The organism is Flavobacterium sp. RSP46 (assembly GCF_003984825.1).
Classification (GTDB): Bacteria; Bacteroidota; Bacteroidia; order Flavobacteriales; family Flavobacteriaceae; genus Flavobacterium.
Map to the genome: position 1 here is coordinate 189739 of NZ_RYDM01000006.1, position 21051 is coordinate 210789.

The 21051-nt window shown below is 36.0% G+C and carries 13 protein-coding genes; 7 read left to right on the forward strand and 6 right to left on the reverse strand.

Going from position 1 to position 21051, the window contains the following annotated elements; genetic code table 11:
- Positions 1-22: 22 nt before the first annotated feature.
- Positions 23-1306, reverse strand: a complete 1284-nt coding sequence (gene murF, locus EKM01_RS11245; protein WP_126554633.1) for a UDP-N-acetylmuramoyl-tripeptide--D-alanyl-D-alanine ligase — start codon at positions 1304-1306, stop codon at positions 23-25.
- A 63-nt stretch (positions 1307-1369) separates the two neighbouring features.
- Positions 1370-3058 carry a gliding motility lipoprotein GldJ gene (gene gldJ, locus EKM01_RS11250; RefSeq protein WP_126461647.1) on the reverse strand — a complete coding sequence of 563 codons (1689 nt, stop codon included), beginning with the start codon at positions 3056-3058 and terminating at the stop codon, positions 1370-1372.
- Between the two features lie 208 nt (positions 3059-3266).
- On the opposite strand from gldJ, the gene porU reads away from it, so the two are divergent.
- The 5 genes from porU (at position 3267) to EKM01_RS11275 (ending at position 11696) form a co-directional block, all read left to right on the forward strand.
- Entirely contained in the window at positions 3267-7094 is a 3828-nt protein-coding gene (gene porU / locus EKM01_RS11255; protein WP_126768359.1) for a type IX secretion system sortase PorU, read from the forward strand.
- A 37-nt stretch (positions 7095-7131) separates the two neighbouring features.
- Positions 7132-8304 carry a type IX secretion system outer membrane channel protein PorV gene (gene porV, locus EKM01_RS11260; protein WP_126562836.1) on the forward strand — a complete coding sequence of 391 codons (1173 nt, stop codon included), beginning with the start codon at positions 7132-7134 and terminating at the stop codon, positions 8302-8304.
- Between the two features lie 85 nt (positions 8305-8389).
- On the forward strand, positions 8390-8872 hold the full coding sequence (gene cdd / locus EKM01_RS11265) for a cytidine deaminase (protein ID WP_126768362.1): 483 nt from the start codon (positions 8390-8392) through the stop codon (positions 8870-8872).
- Positions 8873-9028: 156 nt separating this feature from the next.
- Positions 9029-10027 (forward strand): pyruvate dehydrogenase (acetyl-transferring) E1 component subunit alpha, encoded by a 999-nt coding sequence (pdhA, locus tag EKM01_RS11270; RefSeq protein WP_126554627.1) that lies wholly within the window; start codon positions 9029-9031, stop codon positions 10025-10027.
- A 7-nt stretch (positions 10028-10034) separates the two neighbouring features.
- Positions 10035-11696, forward strand: coding sequence for a pyruvate dehydrogenase complex dihydrolipoamide acetyltransferase (locus tag EKM01_RS11275; protein WP_126768364.1), 1662 nt, complete (start codon positions 10035-10037; stop codon positions 11694-11696).
- Between the two features lie 56 nt (positions 11697-11752).
- On the opposite strand, the gene EKM01_RS11280 is transcribed toward EKM01_RS11275, so the two are convergent.
- Positions 11753-12994 (reverse strand): glycosyltransferase, encoded by a 1242-nt coding sequence (locus tag EKM01_RS11280; RefSeq protein WP_126768367.1) that lies wholly within the window; start codon positions 12992-12994, stop codon positions 11753-11755.
- Between the two features lie 110 nt (positions 12995-13104).
- On the opposite strand from EKM01_RS11280, the gene EKM01_RS11285 reads away from it, so the two are divergent.
- Positions 13105-13686, forward strand: coding sequence for a tRNA-(ms[2]io[6]A)-hydroxylase (locus tag EKM01_RS11285; RefSeq protein WP_126461626.1), 582 nt, complete (start codon positions 13105-13107; stop codon positions 13684-13686).
- Positions 13687-13765: 79 nt separating this feature from the next.
- Here the strand turns inward: EKM01_RS11285 and EKM01_RS11290 are convergent, their stop codons facing one another.
- The 3 genes from EKM01_RS11290 to EKM01_RS11300 all read right to left on the reverse strand — a co-directional run bounded on the left by EKM01_RS11290 (position 13766) and on the right by EKM01_RS11300 (position 20294).
- The gene (locus EKM01_RS11290; protein ID WP_126768370.1) at positions 13766-15631 is read right to left on the reverse strand and encodes an OmpA family protein; all 1866 of its coding nucleotides are present in this window, start codon (positions 15629-15631) and stop codon (positions 13766-13768) included.
- A 19-nt stretch (positions 15632-15650) separates the two neighbouring features.
- Positions 15651-16568, reverse strand: a complete 918-nt coding sequence (locus tag EKM01_RS11295; protein WP_126564525.1) for a type IX secretion system membrane protein PorP/SprF — start codon at positions 16566-16568, stop codon at positions 15651-15653.
- 66 nt (positions 16569-16634) lie between these two features.
- Positions 16635-20294, reverse strand: coding sequence for a gliding motility-associated C-terminal domain-containing protein (locus EKM01_RS11300; protein WP_126768373.1), 3660 nt, complete (start codon positions 20292-20294; stop codon positions 16635-16637).
- Between the two features lie 365 nt (positions 20295-20659).
- On the opposite strand from EKM01_RS11300, the gene EKM01_RS14855 reads away from it, so the two are divergent.
- Complete coding sequence (locus EKM01_RS14855; RefSeq protein WP_233589323.1) at positions 20660-20938, forward strand: hypothetical protein; 279 nt, start codon at positions 20660-20662, stop codon at positions 20936-20938.
- Positions 20939-21051: the final 113 nt, after the last annotated feature.

A 21051-nucleotide genomic window follows, 5' to 3' on the forward strand; every position in this document is an offset into this window, starting at 1 on the left:
ATTAAAAAAAAATATTTTTTAATTACAAAAAATCTAACGTTCGTTCCAATGCCATTCCTCTCGATCCTTTTATCAAAATAGTACTATTGTTGAATGTTATCATTGGTAAATCATTAGAAAATTCCTCAAATGTACTATAGAACCAAAAGTTGCTTTTTCCCATTTTATTGGTATAAAATGCTGCACCTATAAAATAACATTTCACTTTATCTTCGTTCAAAAGAAGGTCAACTATTGCTTTATGTTCTTGCTGACTTTCCTGTCCCAACTCAAACATATCGCCCAAAATCATAACCTTATTTAAATCCTCTAACTGTAGAAAATTCTCAATAGCTACAGCCATACTGCTCGGATTTGCATTATAGGCATCTAGAATTACTTGATTAGTTCCTTTTGTCAACAACTGTGATCTGTTGTTTTCAGGTACATAGCTTTCTAAAGCTTCTTTTATTGCGATATCATCGATACTAAAATACTTACCAATAGTGAGCGCTGCATTGATGTTATTGGCATTATACAACCCAATTAGGTGGGATTTTATTTCCAATCCGAAATAACATATTTCTACAAAAGGATTTGCCTTAATCGAAGTAATATTAACATCCGCATTTGTTTTATTTATACCAAAAGTAAATGAGTGTAACCTTTTTGATTTTTCAACTTGAATTGTATCTTCCAAATTAACAAAAGCAAGCTTGTCTTTTTTTGAAAGGTATTGATACATTTCGCTTTTGCCTTCAATAACGCCCTCTACACCACCAAAACCTTCTAAATGGGCTTTGCCAAAATTAGTGATATACCCATAATCCGGTGTTGCTAATTCACATAGAAATTCAATTTCTTTTTTGTGATTTGCTCCCATTTCAACTATTCCTATTTCAGTTTCTGAAGTAAAAGAAAGCAATGTCAATGGAACCCCAATATGGTTGTTTAAATTGCCAAGGGTTGCTTTGGTTTTAAATTTTTTCGAAAGTACAACCTGAATAAGTTCCTTAGTGGTTGTTTTTCCATTACTTCCCGTAAGCGCAATTATAGGTAATTTTAAATATTCACGATGGTATTTTGCTAATTCCTGCAGCGCGACCAGACTATCTTCAACTAAGATAGTCCTTTGATCAATAAAATAAGATTCATCATCAATTATAACATACGCAGCTGCTTTTTCTAATGCTTCTTTTGCAAAAGTGTTAGCATCAAAACGCTCTCCTTTTATGGCAACAAATAAGGAGTTTGGCTCAATCTTGCGGGTGTCAATTGAAACTGAGTTGCATTGCAAAAACAAACTATGAATGTAATTAATATCCATTTGAAACGATTTAAAAAAACAAAAGCCCTAATCAAAGGGCTTTTGTTTGTATTTATATAAAAATTAATTTCTGGCTGATCTTTTTTTATCTGCTTTTGCTCCTACTCTAGACATCGCACATCTAAAGCCAATGTAATCTGTGGCCATGTCCTGAGGAAAATACCTTCTTTGAGCCGGATCTAACCAATAGGCTCTATCCCTCCAGGATCCTCCTTTGTAAACTCTGACATTGTCATTTATCAAAGTTGTTCTTTTGCTTGATTTATCATATTTCCTAACCATGTTCCCTAAACTGTCCGTAGTCACATTGTGTATTGGGGAGTTATACATGTTTTTTTCTTCTTTCGTTTTCTCGTCATCTGATTCTGAATCTCCAAAATTATAATATCTAGTAGATTGTTTATCTCCATCTCTGTAGTTAATATTATCACTTTTATTAAAATTTTGTCTCAGATAAGTCTCTTGTTCGTCAACGGGTACCTGAGCGATTTGACCTGGAAAGTTTCTGGCAATGATTCTTCCGTTGCTTAAAGTGTCAAATTTCATATTGTCTTTAGTGACAATTTCTACTTTGCCATCTTCACCAATTTTATTTTTAGTGTATTGATTCCCTCTGAAATAATTAAAGTCATTTGCTTCATTATCGATAATAGGTCGGTAAACATCTTGAACCCATTCAGCTACGTTTCCGGCCATATCGTACAATCCAAAATCATTTGCAGGGTATTTTTTTACTTCATTTGTAATATCAGCCCCATCATCAGACCAACCTGCGATTCCACCGTAATCACCATTTCCTTGCTTAAAATTAGCCAATTGATCCCCTTTACTTTGTCTTTTGCCGGAACGCGTGTACCCGCCTGACCAAGGATATTTTTTTTGCCCTTTGTATATGTTATATTCTCTTTGTCCCACATCGGCTGCAGCTGCATATTCCCATTCCGCCTCTGTAGGAAGCCTGTATTCCGGAAGAAGAATTCCGGAAGAACGCTGCGCATAAACATTCTTTGGTTCTACAACCGTCCCGTTTTTTCCAGCTTTAGGAGTTTTTCTGGCTCCTTTTCTTCCTTTTAACACAATATCTTCATTTCCTCCATAAGCCAAGGTCGGTGAATTTAAATAGGTTTCAGTATCAAAATTGCTGTCTGCAGTCACATCTAGTGTTTTTGCATTCTTTTTAAGGTATCCGTTTTTTTCCAGAAGCGCTTCATTTACACGTTGGGTTCTCCAATTGCTAAATTCGACTGCTTGAATCCAATTTACACCTACTACAGGATATTCTGCATAAGAAGGGTGTCTTAAGTAATTATTGGTCATTGTTTCATTATAGCCCAATCGATTTCTCCAAACTAAAGTGTCTGGCGAGGCACCTTCATATATATTTTTATAATTTTCTTCCGTTGGTGGATACACATTTTTCAACCAGTCTAAATAATCCAAATACATTGAATTCGTTACCTCCGTTTCATCCATATAAAAAGATTGAACATGTTGTTGTGTTGGGGTGTTATTCCAGTCATGCATAACATCATCCTGCACTTTACCCATGGTAAATGTACCTCCTTCCACAAAAACCAATCCCGGACCTGCTACTTGTTTCTTATTATTTGAACCTGCCTTTTTACTGTCCATATTCCAACCAGTCGCTCTTGAAGTATTCTTTGAGCTAGATTTTTTACTGCAACTGGAAAAACCAATAATAAACAGGATTGATATTAACAATCGTAAGCTCATAATTCTGTTTGCTTTCATACTCTTTAGTGGGTAATAATTTTAGTGGCGCAATATAATAATTATCAATTAATCAACATCGATCTTTCTTACTATTTTCAAAAAACCAATTTTAACAACAAATTATATATACGAACGCAAATTTATAATATTTATTATTTACTATAACATGAAATGATTTATTTTTACTGATTAATAATAACTGTCTATTAATCCCGTTAAAAAAATAATGAGAAAAATTATTTTGGCTTATTTAGTCCTATTTCCGTTCATTTCTTTTGCCCAAATCAAAGGCGATGCAACCATCGATTGGTTAGAAAAAAAAGAAATGTCCTATGGTGATTTCAAAGTTACGATCCCTTTTTTTTTAGGAAATAGTTTCCATTATAATGCTACTGCCAAAACGCTCCTTTTTACTTTAAAAATAAATGAACCAGTCTCTTTTGACGAAGGGAAAATTCAAGTTACAAATATAATTTACGAATCGATTACTGCTGCTGAACTCGGAGATTTAGATATTGCAAACCTTCCTAAAACAGTAAGTTCGTCTTTGCAAATACGTAATTCTAGAGAGCTAAAGAATGCCTTTATTGAGCTTACACCAATAATTAAAGATAATTTCGGATTCAAACGAATCAAATCCTTTTCGTATGAAATAGAGCGTAATACTTCTAGAATTTCACCCTCCGAAAAAACGTTTAATGGCATTTCTAATTCGGTTTTATCGAGCGGTACTTGGTTTCGATTTTATATTGAAAAATCGGGCGTGTATAAAATCTCTAAAAGCTTTCTGCAACAACTCGGACTTGATGTTACCGCTGACCCCCGAAAAATAAAAATATACGGCAATGGTGGACGAATGGCACCACTGTCCAACAACATTTACTATCCAAATGACTTGATCGAAAATGCAATTCAAATAAATGGCGAGGGGGACGGCATTTTCAACAATGAAGATTACATTCTTTTTTATGGTGAAGGCGTTGATACTTGGAATGAGGAAAGCAAAACACACCTTAACTTATATGACACAAAATCGTATTACTACATTACAACGCAAGGTGCTGACGGGAAAAGAATGGCTCCTTTAAGTCAACCTGCCGGAAACAGCACGTTGACTTTAACCTCCTTTGATGATCACCAACACCATGAAGTAGATCTGGCAAACATTGCCCGATTGGGCCGTCAATGGCTTGGCGAATCATTTGAGGTTAAAAACGAACAGGAGTTTGACTTTACCTTTCCTAATTTTGACGCCACATCACCCGTTAAAATCATGCTGACAGCAGCCTCAGCCGCCTTTACACCTACTTCATTTACTGTGACTGCAAACGGAATTTCAGTTGGAAACATCTCGTTTCCTGCGCTGAATAAAAATTCAGAAACTGAATTTGTTTTGGGGTATTTACCCATTAACGCCTCATTCAATGGGGCCGAAACGGTCAAAATAAAGCTCAAATACAACAACAATGGCGTTCCGGGCTCTAAAGGCTTTCTGGATAATATTAGGCTAATTGCCAAGAGAAAACTTCAAGGATACGGAAAACAGTTTCATTTTCAATACGATCAATCCGGCGCAAAGACAGGAATTGTCAATTATCTTATTTCAAGTGCAGCGGGAATCTCTCAAATATGGGATGTTACGGATAGCTACAACACAACTAAAATCGAAAATGTAGATCAAAATACAGTCAATTTCAAAGCAGGTTTGGGAGAACTCAGAAAGTACATTGCAGTAGAGGCCTTGGATTATTATACTCCTTTAAAAGAAAGCAGATCAACGGTCCAGAATCAAAACCTAAAAGGAACCTTATTCAAAAATAGTCTGGGTCAATTTCAAGATATCGATTATGTAATTATTTCGCCTTCATTTTTAGTTTCTCAAGCTGAAAAACTAGCCGGTTTTCACCGCAATTATTCTAATTTGAATGTAAAAGTAATCCCTTTAGAATCGATATATCAAGAATTTTCTTCGGGCAAACAGGATGTCGCTGCTATAAGAAACTGCATTAAATACATCTATAAAAATGCTTCAACACCACAAAAAAGAATACAATTCATTAACCTTTTTGGCGATGCTTCCTACGATTTCAAAAACAGAATCATCAACAATACCAATGTTGTCCCTATTTATCACTCTTTAAATAGCAATACATCGGGAGAATCCTCTTTTGCCTCTGATGATTTTTTTGGACTAATGGATCCTTCAGAAGGAAATGTTATTTCCTATTTTGGGGGAATCGATATTGCAGTAGGCCGAATGCTGGTGAACGACTCCAAACAGGCGGATGAAATGGTGAATAAAGTAATTGAATATCACGACATAAAATCTTACGGAAGCTGGAGAAATAATTTTGTTTTAATTTCTGATGATTCAGATATTGCCTCCGATGCCACTTTGCAAAAAAAACAAAATACGCTTGCAAATACCATTGCTGCCGAAAAACCTTTTTTGAATGTCAATAAAATCCTCTTGGATTCCTACATTCAGGAAGCCGCTGCAGGAGGATCCAGATACCCTAAAGCACGAGCCGATTTCTTTAATGCTTTCGAAAAAGGCGCTTTAGTATTTAATTATTTAGGTCATGGTGGCGAAGACGGTTTATCAAGCGAGCGGATTTGGGAAAAATCAGACGGACAAAATTTAAGCAATCAATTCAAATATCCATTATTCATTACTATTACCTGTGAATTTTCCCGCTTTGACAATCCCTTTAGACCTACAGCTGGGGAATATACGTACTGGAACCCAAAAGGCGGGGCAATAGCCATGATTACAACGATTCGTTCCATTGGTCAGTTTAGTGCCGAAAACTTTAATGATGTTTTTACTAAAAATTTATTATCATACGGCTCAAACCAATATTTATCTATTGCAGAAGCACTGAGAATTTCGAAAAACAGCAATCCCAATTCAGCGACCAATGTCGTCTTTTACATTGGCGACCCTGCATTAATGCTCGCTGTCCCCAGACCAAAAATTAGATTAACAAAAGTGAATGACATAGCCGTTACCCAAAGTATTGAGGACTTCAAATCACTCTCTAAAATCAAGTTGACCGGCGAAGTTACGGATGAGAACAACAATCCTTTGACCAACTATAATGGTGAAGTTTCCACTACTATTTTTGACAAAACCATTTCAAGAGCAACCTATAATAATGACGGAAATAGTCCAGTCATGAATTTTAATGTTTTAGGAGAAACCATATTCCGGGGAAATGCATCGGTTACAAACGGTGAATTTGAATTTAGCTTTGTTGTACCCCGAGACATCAGAATCCCTTTGGCAAACGGAAGAATTAGCTTTTATGCCAAAAAAAATCAAGTATTACAAAACGAAACCGGATATGATGCTACCATAAAAATAGGCGGAATAAACGAAAATGCCGCAACAGACAATATTAGCCCAACAGTGAAGTTATACATGAATGACGAGACTTTTGTTTCTGGCGGAATAACAAATGAATCCCCGTTTCTTGTTGCGTTACTTGAAGATGAAAACGGCATAAATACAGCCAGCGGAATAGGCCATGATATTGTTGCCATTTTAGATGGCGATGTAAGCAATCCCTTTGTATTAAATGACTATTATCAAACAAAACTGGATGATTTCACCAGTGGAACGCTTCGGTTTCCGTTGCGCAATTTAGCTCCCGGGTTGCATACAATCGCATTCAAAGCTTGGGATGTGTACAACAATCCCGTAACCACAGAAATTCAGTTTATTGTAGTGGGTGATGATGCCATAACATTGACACATGTGCTAAATTACCCCAATCCATTTGTCAGCTATACGGAGTTTTGGTTTACGCACAACAGACCATTTGAACCATTAGACGTTCAGGTTCAAGTAATGACAATAACAGGGAAAATAGTTTGGACAAGGAATCAAATCGTCACGACAGACGGTTTTTTATCCAAAGAAATCACTTGGGACGGCAAAGATGATTTTGGAGACCGAATAGGAAAGGGAGTCTATATCTATAAACTCACTGTAAAATCAAGCCTAACCAACAAGAAATCCGAAAAATATGAGAAACTTGTAATCCTTTAATTAAATACTATATTTGTTTAACAAACCTTCTGAAATAATGAAAAAAACAATACTGATTTTTACCCTTTTATTTATGGTTTCCTTTGCAAAAGCTCAGGATAATAGGGTCATAAACCCTGGAGTTCCATTTTTATTAGTCGCTGCCGATGCAAGAGCTGCAGGTATGGGAGATATAGGGGTTGCCACATCAGCCGATGCTTTTTCTCAGCAATGGAATCCGGCAAAATATGCATTTGCCACAGATGCGCAAGGGTTTTCAATAAGTTACACGCCATACCTTACTGATCTGGTAAATGATATCGCATTAGCACAACTGACCTATTATCAAAAACTGAATGACCGAAGTGCTTTTGCAGGAAGCATTCGTTATTTTGGATGGGGCGATATTGAATTACGCAGAACTGGCGAACCTACAGAAACCTTTCCAACCGTATCGCCTAATGAATTTGCTATTGACGGCTCCTACTCCTTAAAACTAAGCGAGAAATTCTCGATGGCGATTGCAGGACGATTTATAAATTCTAATTTAAAAATTGCTTCCGAAAATAACGACGCCACATCTGCCAGTTCATTTGCTGTTGATGTAGCCGGTTTTTACCAATCCGAAGAACTGGCGTACAATGAATTCAACGGGAGATGGAGAGCGGGATTTAATATTCAGAATTTAGGACCAAAAATTAGTTACGACAACGATGATTTCAATAATAATTTCATTCCTGCAAATCTAAAAATAGGAACTGGTTTTGATTTTATATTAGACGATTATAATAAGGTTGCTTTAAATGTTGAATTTAATAAATTATTAGTTCCAACTCCTCAAAATCCAGATTTGAATGGAGATGGCACAGTGGCTCCCGAAGAACGCAATCAAAACAATGACAATTACCGTTCAATAGGCTGGGCATCTGGTGTTTTTAAATCATTTGGTGATGCGCCTGATGGATTTGGAGAAGAGGTAAAAGAAGTAACTTATGCGGTAGGTGCTGAATATTTGTACCAAGATTCCTTTGCCATGCGCTTGGGATATTTTCATGAAAGTCCGTTGAAAGGGGCTAGACAATTTTTATCCCTTGGAGCAGGTTTTAAATACAATGTTGTCAAAGTAGATGTTTCGTATTTATTCTCGGCATCAAAAGTAAAAAACCCTTTAGAAAACACCCTTCGTTTTTCACTTACCTTCAATTTTGGAGATAAATACGAAGAATATTAAACATAAATAAAATTCACCAATAATAATCCAAATTTCAGCCCGAACGCTTCGGAATGAAGTTTGGATTTTTTTTCCTCAAATTAGTATGAAAGAAATAATAATTACTACACAATTCAAAGCATTTGATGCCATTGAAGATTTGCCAAATGACATTCAGAATTTAATGGGACAAGCTGTTAAAATTAGAAAAAAAGCGTATGCCCCTTATTCAAAATTCAGAGTTGGCGCAGCCCTTCTTTTAGATAACGGCAAGATCGTTTTAGGTTCAAACCAAGAAAATGCGGCTTATCCATCCGGGCTTTGTGCGGAGCGGGTGGCTATTTTTCATGCAGGCGCAGTCTATCCAGAGGCTAAAATTTTGAAAATGGCTATCACAGCTGCTTCAGATACTAATACGACTTCGACCCCAATACCGCCTTGTGGTTCTTGCAGACAATCCATAGCCGAATATGAAATTCGGCAAGAGACCCCTATTGAAATCTATTTCATGGGAGAGATTGGTACAATTTACAAATCCGAATCCCTAAAAAACCTGCTCCCTTTTATGTTTGACAAAAAATACTTGTAAAAAATCCAAAAACTACCTATTAAATTTTAGTTCTAAGTTGGAATGTCTTATTTTTGCATCCCGACCCTTCGGGGCGCAAATTTGTGGGAGGAAACTATTTTGCGTTATAGGTACACATTGATAATACAATAACACTTTAGCAAAAGAAAAATTCAGATGAAAGAAGTTACAAAAGAAGTATATTTAAAGTGGTATGAAGACATGCTGCTTTGGCGAAAGTTTGAGGACAAACTTGCCGCATTATACATCCAACAAAAAGTTAGAGGTTTTCTACATTTATACAACGGTCAAGAAGCAGTACTAGCCGGTGCATTGCACGCCATGGACTTGACAAAAGACAAAATGATTACCGCGTACAGAAATCACGTTCAGCCAATAGGAATGGGAGTTGATCCCAGACGTGTGATGGCGGAACTTTTAGGAAAAGTTACCGGAACTTCAAAAGGAATGGGTGGTTCTATGCACATTTTTTCAAAAGAACACCGTTTTTATGGTGGACACGGAATTGTGGGCGGACAAATACCTGTAGGTGCAGGATTGGCTTTTGCAGACAAGTATTTTGAAACTGGGGGTGTTACTATGACCTATTTTGGTGATGGCGCCGCACGTCAAGGATCCTTACACGAAGCCTTCAACATGGCAATGTTATGGAAACTTCCTGTCGTATTTATTGTTGAAAACAATGGATATGCCATGGGAACATCTGTAGAAAGAACAGCGAATCATACTGATATCTGGAAACTAGGTCTAGGATATGAAATGCCTTGCGGACCAGTAGATGGAATGAATCCTGTAAAAGTTGCTGAAGCAATGACAGAGGCAATTGACAGAGCACGTCGTGGTGACGGACCTACTTTTCTTGAAATGAAAACGTACCGTTACAGAGGACACTCAATGTCAGACGCGCAATTGTATCGTTCGAAAGAAGAAGTTGAAGAGTACAAAAAAATCGATCCAATTACACAGGTTTTAGATATAATTAAAGAAAAAGAATATGCTACCGATGAAGAAATTGGAGCAATCGATAAGAGAGTGAAAAGTTTAGTTGAAGAATGTGTGAAATTTGCTGAAGAATCTGAATACCCACCTATTCAACAACTTTACGATGTAGTATACGAACAAGAGAACTATCCATTTTTACCTCATAAACTATAAATCAATTATGGCAACAATAATTACAATGCCTCGTTTGAGCGATACGATGACGGAAGGAACGGTAGCGACTTGGCTAAAAAAAGTAGGGGACAAAATCAGCGAAGGCGATATCCTTGCCGAAATTGAAACAGACAAAGCAACAATGGAATTCGAATCCTTCAATGAAGGAACTCTTTTATATATAGGTATTCCGGAAGGAGAAACCGCAGCTGTAGATTCTTTGTTAGCAATTATTGGAGATGAAGGCGAAGATGTTTCTGACTTAATCGCTGGAAAAACAGCTGATGTGGCTCCAGTTAAAGAAGAAGCAAAAGCAACTCCCGATGCTATAAAAGAAGAAACAAAACCTACTACCACTGCTTTACCAGAGGGAGTTATAGTTATTACTATGCCTCGTTTAAGTGACACCATGACCGAAGGAACTGTTGCGACTTGGTTAAAAAAAGTAGGCGATACAGTTGCCGAAGGAGACATTCTTGCTGAAATCGAGACAGACAAAGCAACAATGGAATTCGAATCCTTCAACGAAGGATCTTTATTGTATATTGGAATTGAAGAAGGAAATTCAGCGCCAGTAGACAGCCTTTTAGCAATCATTGGACCAGCAGGAACGGATATTTCCGGAATTGCAGAAAATCATAAAACTGGCGGAGCACCACAAGCAGCGCCCGTAGCTGAAAAAGAGATAGAAAAAGAAGTTGCTTCGACAGAAAAAACTTCAGAGCCAGTGACTCAAGAACCACTTGCTCAAGAAGCATCAACTGACGGGCAACGAATTTTAGCATCCCCATTAGCAAAGAAAATTGCAAGTGATAAAGGAATTCAATTGACACAAGTAAAAGGTTCTGGTGAAAACGGACGTATTGTAAAAAGCGATATTGAAAACTTCACGCCACAAACTGCCGCTCCAGCGCAGACAAATGTAGCGGCTGCACCAGCCAAAACAGAAACTGCAGCTGCGCCTAAAGTATTTGTTCCGGCAGGAGAAATTTTTACAGAAGAAATCAAAAATTCGCAAATGCGAAAAATCATTGCGAAACGTTTAGCAGAATCTTTATTCACCGCGCCACATTACAACTTAGTGATAGAGGTAGCAATGGATGAAGCAATGCAATCAAGAGTAATCATTAACAGTGTTCCGGACACAAAAGTATCGTTTAACGATATGGTGATAAAAGCGTGTGCAATGGCTTTAAAAAAACACCCAAAAGTGAATTCACAATGGAGAGAAGATTCAATTCTTATAAACCATCACGTGAATATAGGAGTTGCTGTAGCGGTTGAAGACGGATTAGTAGTTCCTGTATTGCGTTTTACAGATGCTATGAGTTTATCTCAAATTGGCGGAAGCGTAAGAGATCTTGCAGGAAGAGCTAAAAACAAAAAATTATTACCTACAGAAATGGAAGGAAGTACTTTTACCGTTTCTAATCTTGGAATGTTTGGTATTACTGAGTTCAACTCAATCATTAACCAACCCAATTCTGCTATTCTATCTGTAGGAGCTATAGTAGAAAAACCAGTAGTGAAAAATGGTCAGATTGTGGTAGGAAACACAATGATGTTATCTTTAGCTTGCGACCACAGAACAATTGATGGCGCAACTGGAGCTCAATTTTTACAAACATTGAAACAATTTATAGAAAACCCAGTAACGATGCTTGCGTAATAACTCCGTTTTTAAAATACAAATCCCGTCTTGTTTCAAAAACTTGACGGGATTTTTTATTTATTCTTCTCTTCAATCCAGCGAGACATATATTTTGTGCTTTTTAAAGTATGGTGTTGCAACATGGCTCCCATAAAATTACGCAGACGATGTTCCTTCAAATTAGCACATAAAAATTCTATTTTAGTTCTAAAGTTATTTTCGAACAAATATTTTACATAGCGCTGATTAATAATTTTCAGTCCATTTTGTTGGGCTTGAAGCCAAATTGTTTTGTCTTGATATAATTGTACTGCCACATCCGCAAAATCAACAACATCATCCGTGATGTTACCGTTCCAAGACAAATCACCATGCATGGATTCTGAACCAATAGTAGTTGTTACGCTTGGCGTTCCGCATTGCATGGCTTCTAATAATTTCCCTTTAATACCCGCCCCAAAACGCAAAGGAGCCAAAACCACTCGTGCTTCCTTCACAACTTCTTTCGCATCAATGGTACGTCCCATGATTAAGAAGCCTTCTTTCTTATTATGCAATTGCAATACTTTTTGAGAAGGATAAGCACCATAAATATTCAAAACTGTTTCTGGCAAACGCATCTTAATTAAGGGCCAAATCGTTTCTTTTAAATACTGAACCGCATTCCAATTGGGCTCATGAAGAAAATTCCCGATAAAAACAAAGTCTTTTCGTTTTTCAAAGAAAGGTAGCTTGTCTATTTCGGCAACAACAATTGGTTCCAATAAAAAAGGCAAATAATACAATAAGGCTTTCTCAATTTTAAATGTAGATTCCAAAAGTTCCACTTCAAATTCAGAAATCATCAAAGACAAATCACAACGTAAAATACTGGCTATTTCGCGTTTGGCTACCTCTTCAACAAATAAATCAGTAGTCTTAAAGGAACGATTTTCTTTGAATGCTTTCTGACGAGCCAATCTTAGGCAATGTAAATCTTCGGTATCTAGCAACCGTAACGCATCCGGACAATTTTCGGCAACACGCCAACCAAATTGCTCTTCCATCATAAAACGGTCAAACAAAACCACACCAGGATTCAGTTCTTTTATAAAAACATCAAAACTGGAATTATTAAGTTCTATTGCTATTTTCTCCACTTCGTACTCTTGTAAATCAACCATGTAATCACTGTTTTGTGCAGGACTGGCAAACGTAATGCTAAAACCTTGCGCTTTAAAGAGTGAAATCAATTCCATCATCCTTCCTCCCGCTGCAGACGAATTGGGTTCCGGCCAAACAAAACCAATAATTAAAAGCTTTTGAACTTGATTCATAGTATTATAAAATTTCAATTGCAAAATAATGCTATTTTGAGTTCAATCCAGTCATTTGAATCAAAAATAGATTATAAAACACTAATTTTGCACAAATAAATTTCATCAGTATGTTAGGATTAAAATTAGCCACAGACCCGCGTTGGGTAAATATAGTTGAATCAAATATAGAAGAAATTCTAACGGATCATGCGTGGTGCGAGCAAAAGGCTGCTTCAAATGCCATCAGTATTGTTACCTACAACTCGGAAATAGAAGAACTAGTAACCGAAATGTTAATAATTGCAAGAGAAGAGTTAGAACATCTGCAAATGGTACATGACTTAATAAAAAGCAAAGGATTGACTTTAGGCAGAGAAAGAAAAGACCATTATGTAAATGAACTTTTCAAATTCATGAAAAAAGATGGCAGCCGAAAAGATGCATTGTGTGACCGATTATTATTTTCAGCAATGATTGAAGCAAGAAGCTGTGAACGATTTAAAGTTTTATCAGAAAACATAAAAGATGTTGAACTGGCTACTTTTTACAGAGATTTAATGATTAGTGAAGCGGGACATTACACCACATTTTTGAGATTTGCACGGAAATATGCTGATAATGTAGATGTTGACAAAAGATGGGCAGCATGGATAGAATTTGAAGGATCAATTATCACTAATTACGGAAAACAGGAAACGATTCATGGATAATTAAACAGACAATCTAATAGTAAATAAAAACAGGATGCTTTACGGTATCCTGTTTTTGTTTACTTAAAATTCTAGTCTATTATTTAACGATCATAAACTCCGAACGTCTGTTTAAGGCATGCTCCGCTTCGGTACAATTCTCTTGACAATCCACTTTAAATTCTGATTCACCAAACCCTTCTCCTGTTATTTTATCAACACTAATTCCTTTTGAAACAATGTAAGCTACCGCAGCATTTGCTCTTCTCTCAGAAAGATCCAAGTTAAATTCCTCTGTTCCTCTGGAATCCGTATGTGCCTTTACATTAATTTTTAATTGATCATTTTGAGCCATCACATAAACCAATTTATCAAGTTCTGTCGCGCCTTTTTTTGTTATATTACTTTTGTTGTAATCGAAATAAATAGGATTCAAAATAATTTCGGTTTCCGTAACAATTAGTTCAATTTGATCAATCAAAGCATCAACGATACCTTTTCCTTCACTAATTTCAGTTACAGGAAATGATTTAGTAACATAACCGTCCTTAAAAACTTCAATCGTGTATGGTTTTTGACACTCAACGTTAAAAACAACCTCCCCATTTACATTAGAAATCTGTGTCTCTAAAATAATATTCGTCGAATCTGAAATTACTACTTTAGAATTCGCTAAAAACGTTGCAGTTTTAGCATTTTTGACTACAACTAAAATTTCAGCATTACAGATCGGACTTGCGCTATAAATGTGATCTTTCCCGGAACGGTTACTGGAAACATATCCTATATTTTTATCTGTATTGAAAGTAAAAGCAAAGTCATCTTTTTCTGTATTTATAGGTTTTCCAAGATTATTGGGTTCCAAATTTTTATTTAAATCTACAGAAAAAACGTCTAAGCCTCCAAAACCCGTCAGCCCATTTGATGAAAAATACAACCTATAATCATCCGTTATAAAAGGAAAATTCTCATCACCGACGGTGTTAATTTTATTTCCTAAATTTTCAGGTGCTCCAAAAGTTTCATCACTGTTCACCGCTACTTTCCATATATCTGTTCCTCCTATTGAACCTGGCATATTAGATACGAAATATAGCATTTTTCCTTCTTTGTCTATCGATGGATTGCCCGTAGAATAACTTTTACTATTAAACGGCAACGGCGTTATGTTGCTCCATTTTCCGTTTTCTTTAGTTGCTTTATACAAATTGACTTGACCAAACTTCAACTTGTGCGTTTTATCATTTTCGAATAATTTATCATTGAAACTTTCACTCGAAAAATAAACAACATTACCGTTTTTGGTTAATGTAACCGGACCTTCATGAAACCTGCTATTTAATTCATCCACAGGAATTGGTTCTGAATACGTTCCGTTAGCACTATAAGACGACTGATAAATATCTAAAAAAGGTTCGTTATTCCATCCATAAATTTTGTTACTTTCATTTCTGGCACTGGCAAAATAAAGCACATCGCCATAAAGAACTGCCCCAAAATCAGACCGTTCTGAATTCACTGAAATTTCATTTACCTCAAATTGTTTTTTTATAGCGTTTAAATCTGAAAGGTAATTTAGATTTTTATTAAATTGTTTGGCTTTCAGATCGTCCTGTACTAAAGCGGAAAATATTTTCATTTGCGTATTGGATTCCACATATTTACCATTCGATTTAAGCATTTGAGCATACCTGTAATAGGTTTCTGCATCTTGTTGTGATTGTATTGCTTTAGCGTACCACATTTCAGATTCTAGTGTATTACGCATAGTGTAATAACAATCTCCCAATTGTTTATTAACGTACGGATCGGTATTTCCATTTTCAACTAAATTCAGATATTCTTGAACGGCTTCAATATATTGATAGCTTTTCACTAATTTATCTGCATTTTTAGTCTCTTTATTTTGTGCAAAAGGCGAAAAACTTGCTAACACAAAAAACAGTAGTATTGTATTTTTTTTCATTACGTTGAGTAATTAAATTTTAGAAAAATCTAGGGGAACGGGATACTTTTTTCGACTCAAATAAATCATATAATAATATGAATTCATGTGACGAAGGAGCCGTTACTTTTAAATCTGAAACAATATGATCATAAGCATATCCGATTCTTAATTCTGAAGTCACGGCAAAATTGATCATTCCGCCAAAACTGTCTTGCAATCTGTAAGTTGCTCCAATCTCGAACTTTTCCTGAAATAAAAAATTAGCTGACAGATCTAAAGAAGGAGTTACATTAAAGGCTGACTTCAGCATTAAAGAAGGCTTGAATTTGAGTTCATAATTAACATCGAAAACATAACCTGCAGTAAGGAAATAATGTGACACATCTGAGCCATATTCTCGTCCATTATAATCTAAATGATTTGCTTTTAAAATATTAGGAAGAGAAAAAGCTACATAATATTTATCCGTATAATAGAACAAGCCTGTTCCTAAATTCAGTGAACTATCACTTATATCTTCTCCAAAAACACCTTCCGATGGGTCTGGCAAACTCGATTGAATTTCCCTAAGCCCAACTCTGTGAAAAGAAACACCCGCTTTTAATCCAAATGCCAATCGCCGGGTATCGCCAAATTTCAGTGTATATGAGAAATCTCCAAAAACATTTTGCTCAGTTACTGGCCCAATTTTATCCGATATAAAAGAGATTCCTACTCCTACATTTTTTCCTGCAGGTGCATGACCAGAAAAAGTAAAAGAAGCAGGAGCATCTTCTATATTAACCCATTGTTTTCTGTATAGAACCCCCAAAGAAAGACTCTCTTTAGAACCTGCATAGGCCGGATTAATGACATTCATATTATACATATACTGTGTGTAATGCGGGTCTTGTTGCGCTTTAGCATCCATATAGGGAATAAGAATTAAAAGAAACATCAATAGTATTTTGTTCATATCAATTTATTTTTCAGTTTATGAGTCGATTTGAGATGATGGTGGACTAATAAATATAATTAATTACTATTTTTCTCTGATTAGATAAACCCAACCTGTTTTTGGCGCGCCACTTTTGAATTCGATTACATAATAATAAGTAGTATCCGGAAGATTTTCTCCTTTGCTTGACTGGCCTTTCCATTGGTTTGTATAATTCTCTTGACTATAAACCTTAATACCGTATCTGTTAAATATTTCCAGTTTTTTGACACCCATCAATCTTAAATCGAAATACTCATTTGAACCATTTCCGTCCGGAGAAATTCCTTTTTGGATGTTACAATGAATAAATTCTGCTGTAATATTGGCTGATGTTTCACAATCTGAATTAGGGGAAGTCACCGTAAGTGAATACAACACAGGAAAAACAACTTGTCCTCCCGAAGCTGAAGCGATCACATCAGTAACATTTAAAACATTTGAATTTGTTCCAACCGGATTGCCATCTTTATCCTTCCATTGATAGGAAACCTCATTTGGATCATAAGAACCCGCTACTGGATTTACAGTTAAAGTGTACTCTTTATTTTCACAATCACCTATAGTTTCAAACTGAATTTGTGCAGGAGTAGCATTTATCGTTACCTCAGAACCTAAAGTGATACACGCAATACTATTTGAAAATCGCACACTAATAGTGTATTTCCCAGGAGCCAAATTATTAAAAATAGGACTGTTTTGATACCCACTACCTATACTGTATTCAACATCTGCTTGAGTATTAATTGTAATACTTCCTGAAAGTGCTAAGCAAGTTGGTTGTATAACTTGTCCCAAAGTTGGAGTTGACGGTACTAACGGAAGTGGATTAACGGTTACACGCACCAGACTTATAACGGAACATGTATTGTCAGTACTATTTCGTACATACAACGTATAATTATTTGGTGCTAATCCAGAAAATGTATTCGAGGATTGATAAGTTGAACCATTCAAACTATACTCAACTCCAGATTGAACTGCTATTATGATAGTTCCTGAAGGAATCGCACACGTTGGCTGAATCACAGTTGTCGATGTTGGAACTACAGGGAAAAGTGGAATAGAATTAATAGTAATTGCTGATAATGATTGAATTACACATGTATTATCCATTGTATTTCTTACATACAAAGTATAATTATTGGGAGCCAAGCCTGAAAAAGTATTCGAAGATTGGTACGTCACCCCGTTCAAACTGTATGCTATTCCAAGTTGAGTTGTTATTACAATACTTCCTGAGGGAACTGCGCATGTGGGCTGCACTACACTTGACGCAGTGGGAACAATTGGAGGAAGTGGAATTGCATTAATCGTGATTGCAACCAAAGACGGTGTCAAACACGTAGCATCTGCTGTATTTCGTACATACAACGTATACGTATTTGGTGTCAAACCGGAAAAAACATTCGAAGATTGATAACTGGTTCCATCCAAACTATATTCTACTCCCGATTGCGTAGTGATTGAAATCCTTCCAGATGGAATTGCACATGTGGGTTGTCCTACACTTGACGTTGTTGGAACAACCGGAGGAAGTGGAATTGCATTAATCGTGATTGTAACCGATGACGGTGTCAAGCACGTGGTATCTGCTGTATTTCGTACATACAACGTATACGTATTTGGTGTTAAACCGGAAAAAACATTCGAAGATTGATAGGTGGTTCCATCTAAACTATATTCTACTCCCAATTGCGTAGTGATTGAAATCCTTCCAGATGGAATTGCACAAGTTGGTTGCTCCACGCTTGAAGTTGTTGGAACAATTGGAGGAAGTGGAATCGCACTAATTGTCACCGGTGCTGATGGAACTGAAGGACAATTATTCGAACCCGTAACAGTAAACGTATAAACTGTAGCCGCCATTAAGTTACTAAATTCATAACTACTTCCAGACCCAGAAACAGGATTACCTATAGACGGCGTTATCGTCCAAGTCCCAGCTAAAGGCAATCCATTTAATAAAACACTTCCTGAATTATAAGTACAAGTTGGTTGCATGATAGCAACTATTTTAGGAGGAGACGTTATCTTATACTCTACAATAATATCAGCTGTTGAGGGACTACATTGACCATTAGAAATTGTCCATGTAAATACATACACGCCCTCGGAACCCACCATGGCCGTAGAAAATCCATTAGTAGCATCACTAAAAGTAACGTTTCCAGGGCCAGATTTTTTTGACCAAGAACCAGTACCTACTGAAGGAACACTACCACCCAAAGGATCACTTGTCAAAACACACTTATACTGATTTCCAGCAACTGTAGCAATAGTTGGATTTTCAATAAAACTCATTGTAATATTTGCCTCTGCATAACAAGCTGTCAATGCAGATGAAGCAACTACCACAGGATTTGAATCTTTAAGATTATAATCTACAGCTCCATTTCCATAATCCAAATTACTGGTTCTTTCTGGACTTAACAAAGAATTCATAACTGAATAATTCGTTTCATTCTTATCAGCCACAGTTAAGGCAAAAAATTTAATATCCCCGGTTGTATACCCAATAAGCGACTTTAAAATTTCAACTTCAAAGCCCAAACTATAATCATTAATTCCAGAGTTATTTTTATTCACACCCAAGACCGAAGAAGGGTGTCCTGAGGTAACAATTCCTATATTAGATTTAATTGACGTTCCTGTTCTTAACTCGATAATATCCGCCCTATAATTACTTCCGTCTAAATCTGTTCCAATAGCAAGGCAATAATCTGCTTGAAAATAGGAGTCAAAAGTACTTGGATTATTATTGAAGTAATTAAATGCATTGACTAAAGGTGTCGCTCCATTTTCATCTCCATAATTAGAGGTATTAAATCCTCCAGCTTTTGTATCTAGAAACAATAAAACTCTTCTGTTACTTAGTACTTTCCCAAGTATACCAAACGTTAATTTATCTTCAGTTGGGCTAATTTTTATTGCATTAATATAACCAGTAGAAGCATTAGCTGACAATGGAGCAGAAAGAAAATTATCTTCTAATGATCCGGTACCCCAAGCTTTTTCAGTAATATTTCCATCAAAATTGACAGCATATCGTGTTCGCACCCTTACCACCTGTCCGTCTGTTAAGGCATTTGTAGCAAATGTTTTAGTAGTTGACATCCCTTGCTTAACAACCCCATCTACTGAAAATTCAAAGAAATCAGCACCACCTGTGGCCGTAAAAACTACAGGTGTACTTAAACATAAAGGGGAAGATGAATCAGCAGCAGGGGAAACGGATAAGGTAACAGCGGGAGGAACTACGTAAACAGAAGCCACCACTGGCACACGAATACTCACATCTCCGCCAGATCTACTTTGTACATAATAAGTCCTAGTTCCACTGATATTTGGACTATAAACATTCCCAATATAAATGGGGATAACTGAAATTTGCGAAGTAAACCACTCAATAATTTCAGTACCATTAGTTCCAAATGCAGAAATATTAACTTGTACTGGATTGATACCGTCACCACATAAACTCCCTGCTGTAGTAGCAGGGGCTGGTAAAACAGTCGAAGTTTTTGAACTTCGTAGAAAATTTATTTTCTTATTCTGTTTTTTAATGGTATCCAAAGAAATTGATTCGTAAAACAACTTAAAATTTAAATCATAAAATATTATACTATTATTTAAATTTTCAGCACTTAAAGTAGAACCAAATAACAAATGAAACAGTAAAAATGAAAGTAGTTTTTTATTCATAAACTGAAAGTTGTAATTAAAAAAATATGGTTATATTTAAAAAAAAAGAGTATTAATTTAAAGTTTTAAAAATAAATATTTAAATTGATTTACCAAATAAAAAACATTATTGTCCGATAAAAAAGAAGCCAAATTAATGGCTTCTTAAAAAACATCATAATTTTGAGTTGCAAAAATCAAATAACGATGGGTAAAAATAAGTATTTTTCGACTAAATCTGTTTTCGGACAGTTGATTTCTTTAATAGATGATTCAATGATTCAGAAAGTTGTTAAAAGCATGATTCTGATAGGTATGTCAAGCATTTCAAATGCAAGGATCATTTATTTAGTATGGTTTTTTGCTGTTTAGAAAAGTGTAATTCTTTGCGTGAAGATGCTGGAGGAATGCTCGGTTTATCAGGTAAAGAGGAAGCTGTCAGAATCAGCCATCTTCCAAAAAAGAGCACTTTGTCGGACGCAAACAAGGGAAGAAAAGTGGATTTTTTTGAAGAAATTTACAACAACTTGCTCAAGAAATATAGCTTTGTTTTGTCGGACAGCCGAATTCAGATAGCATTAGGAAAGAATGTTAAAATTGTTGACAGCACAACGATAAGCCTGTTTAAAGATAAAACAAAAAAAAACCTATTCCGATCGGAATAGGGGTTTTCAAAGAAAGGCGACGAACCGAGCCCGCATGGCGAACACGTGGTATCTATAAACAAAAGAACCCCAGTCTTTTCAGACTGGGGTTCAAATAAAGAAAGGCGACGACA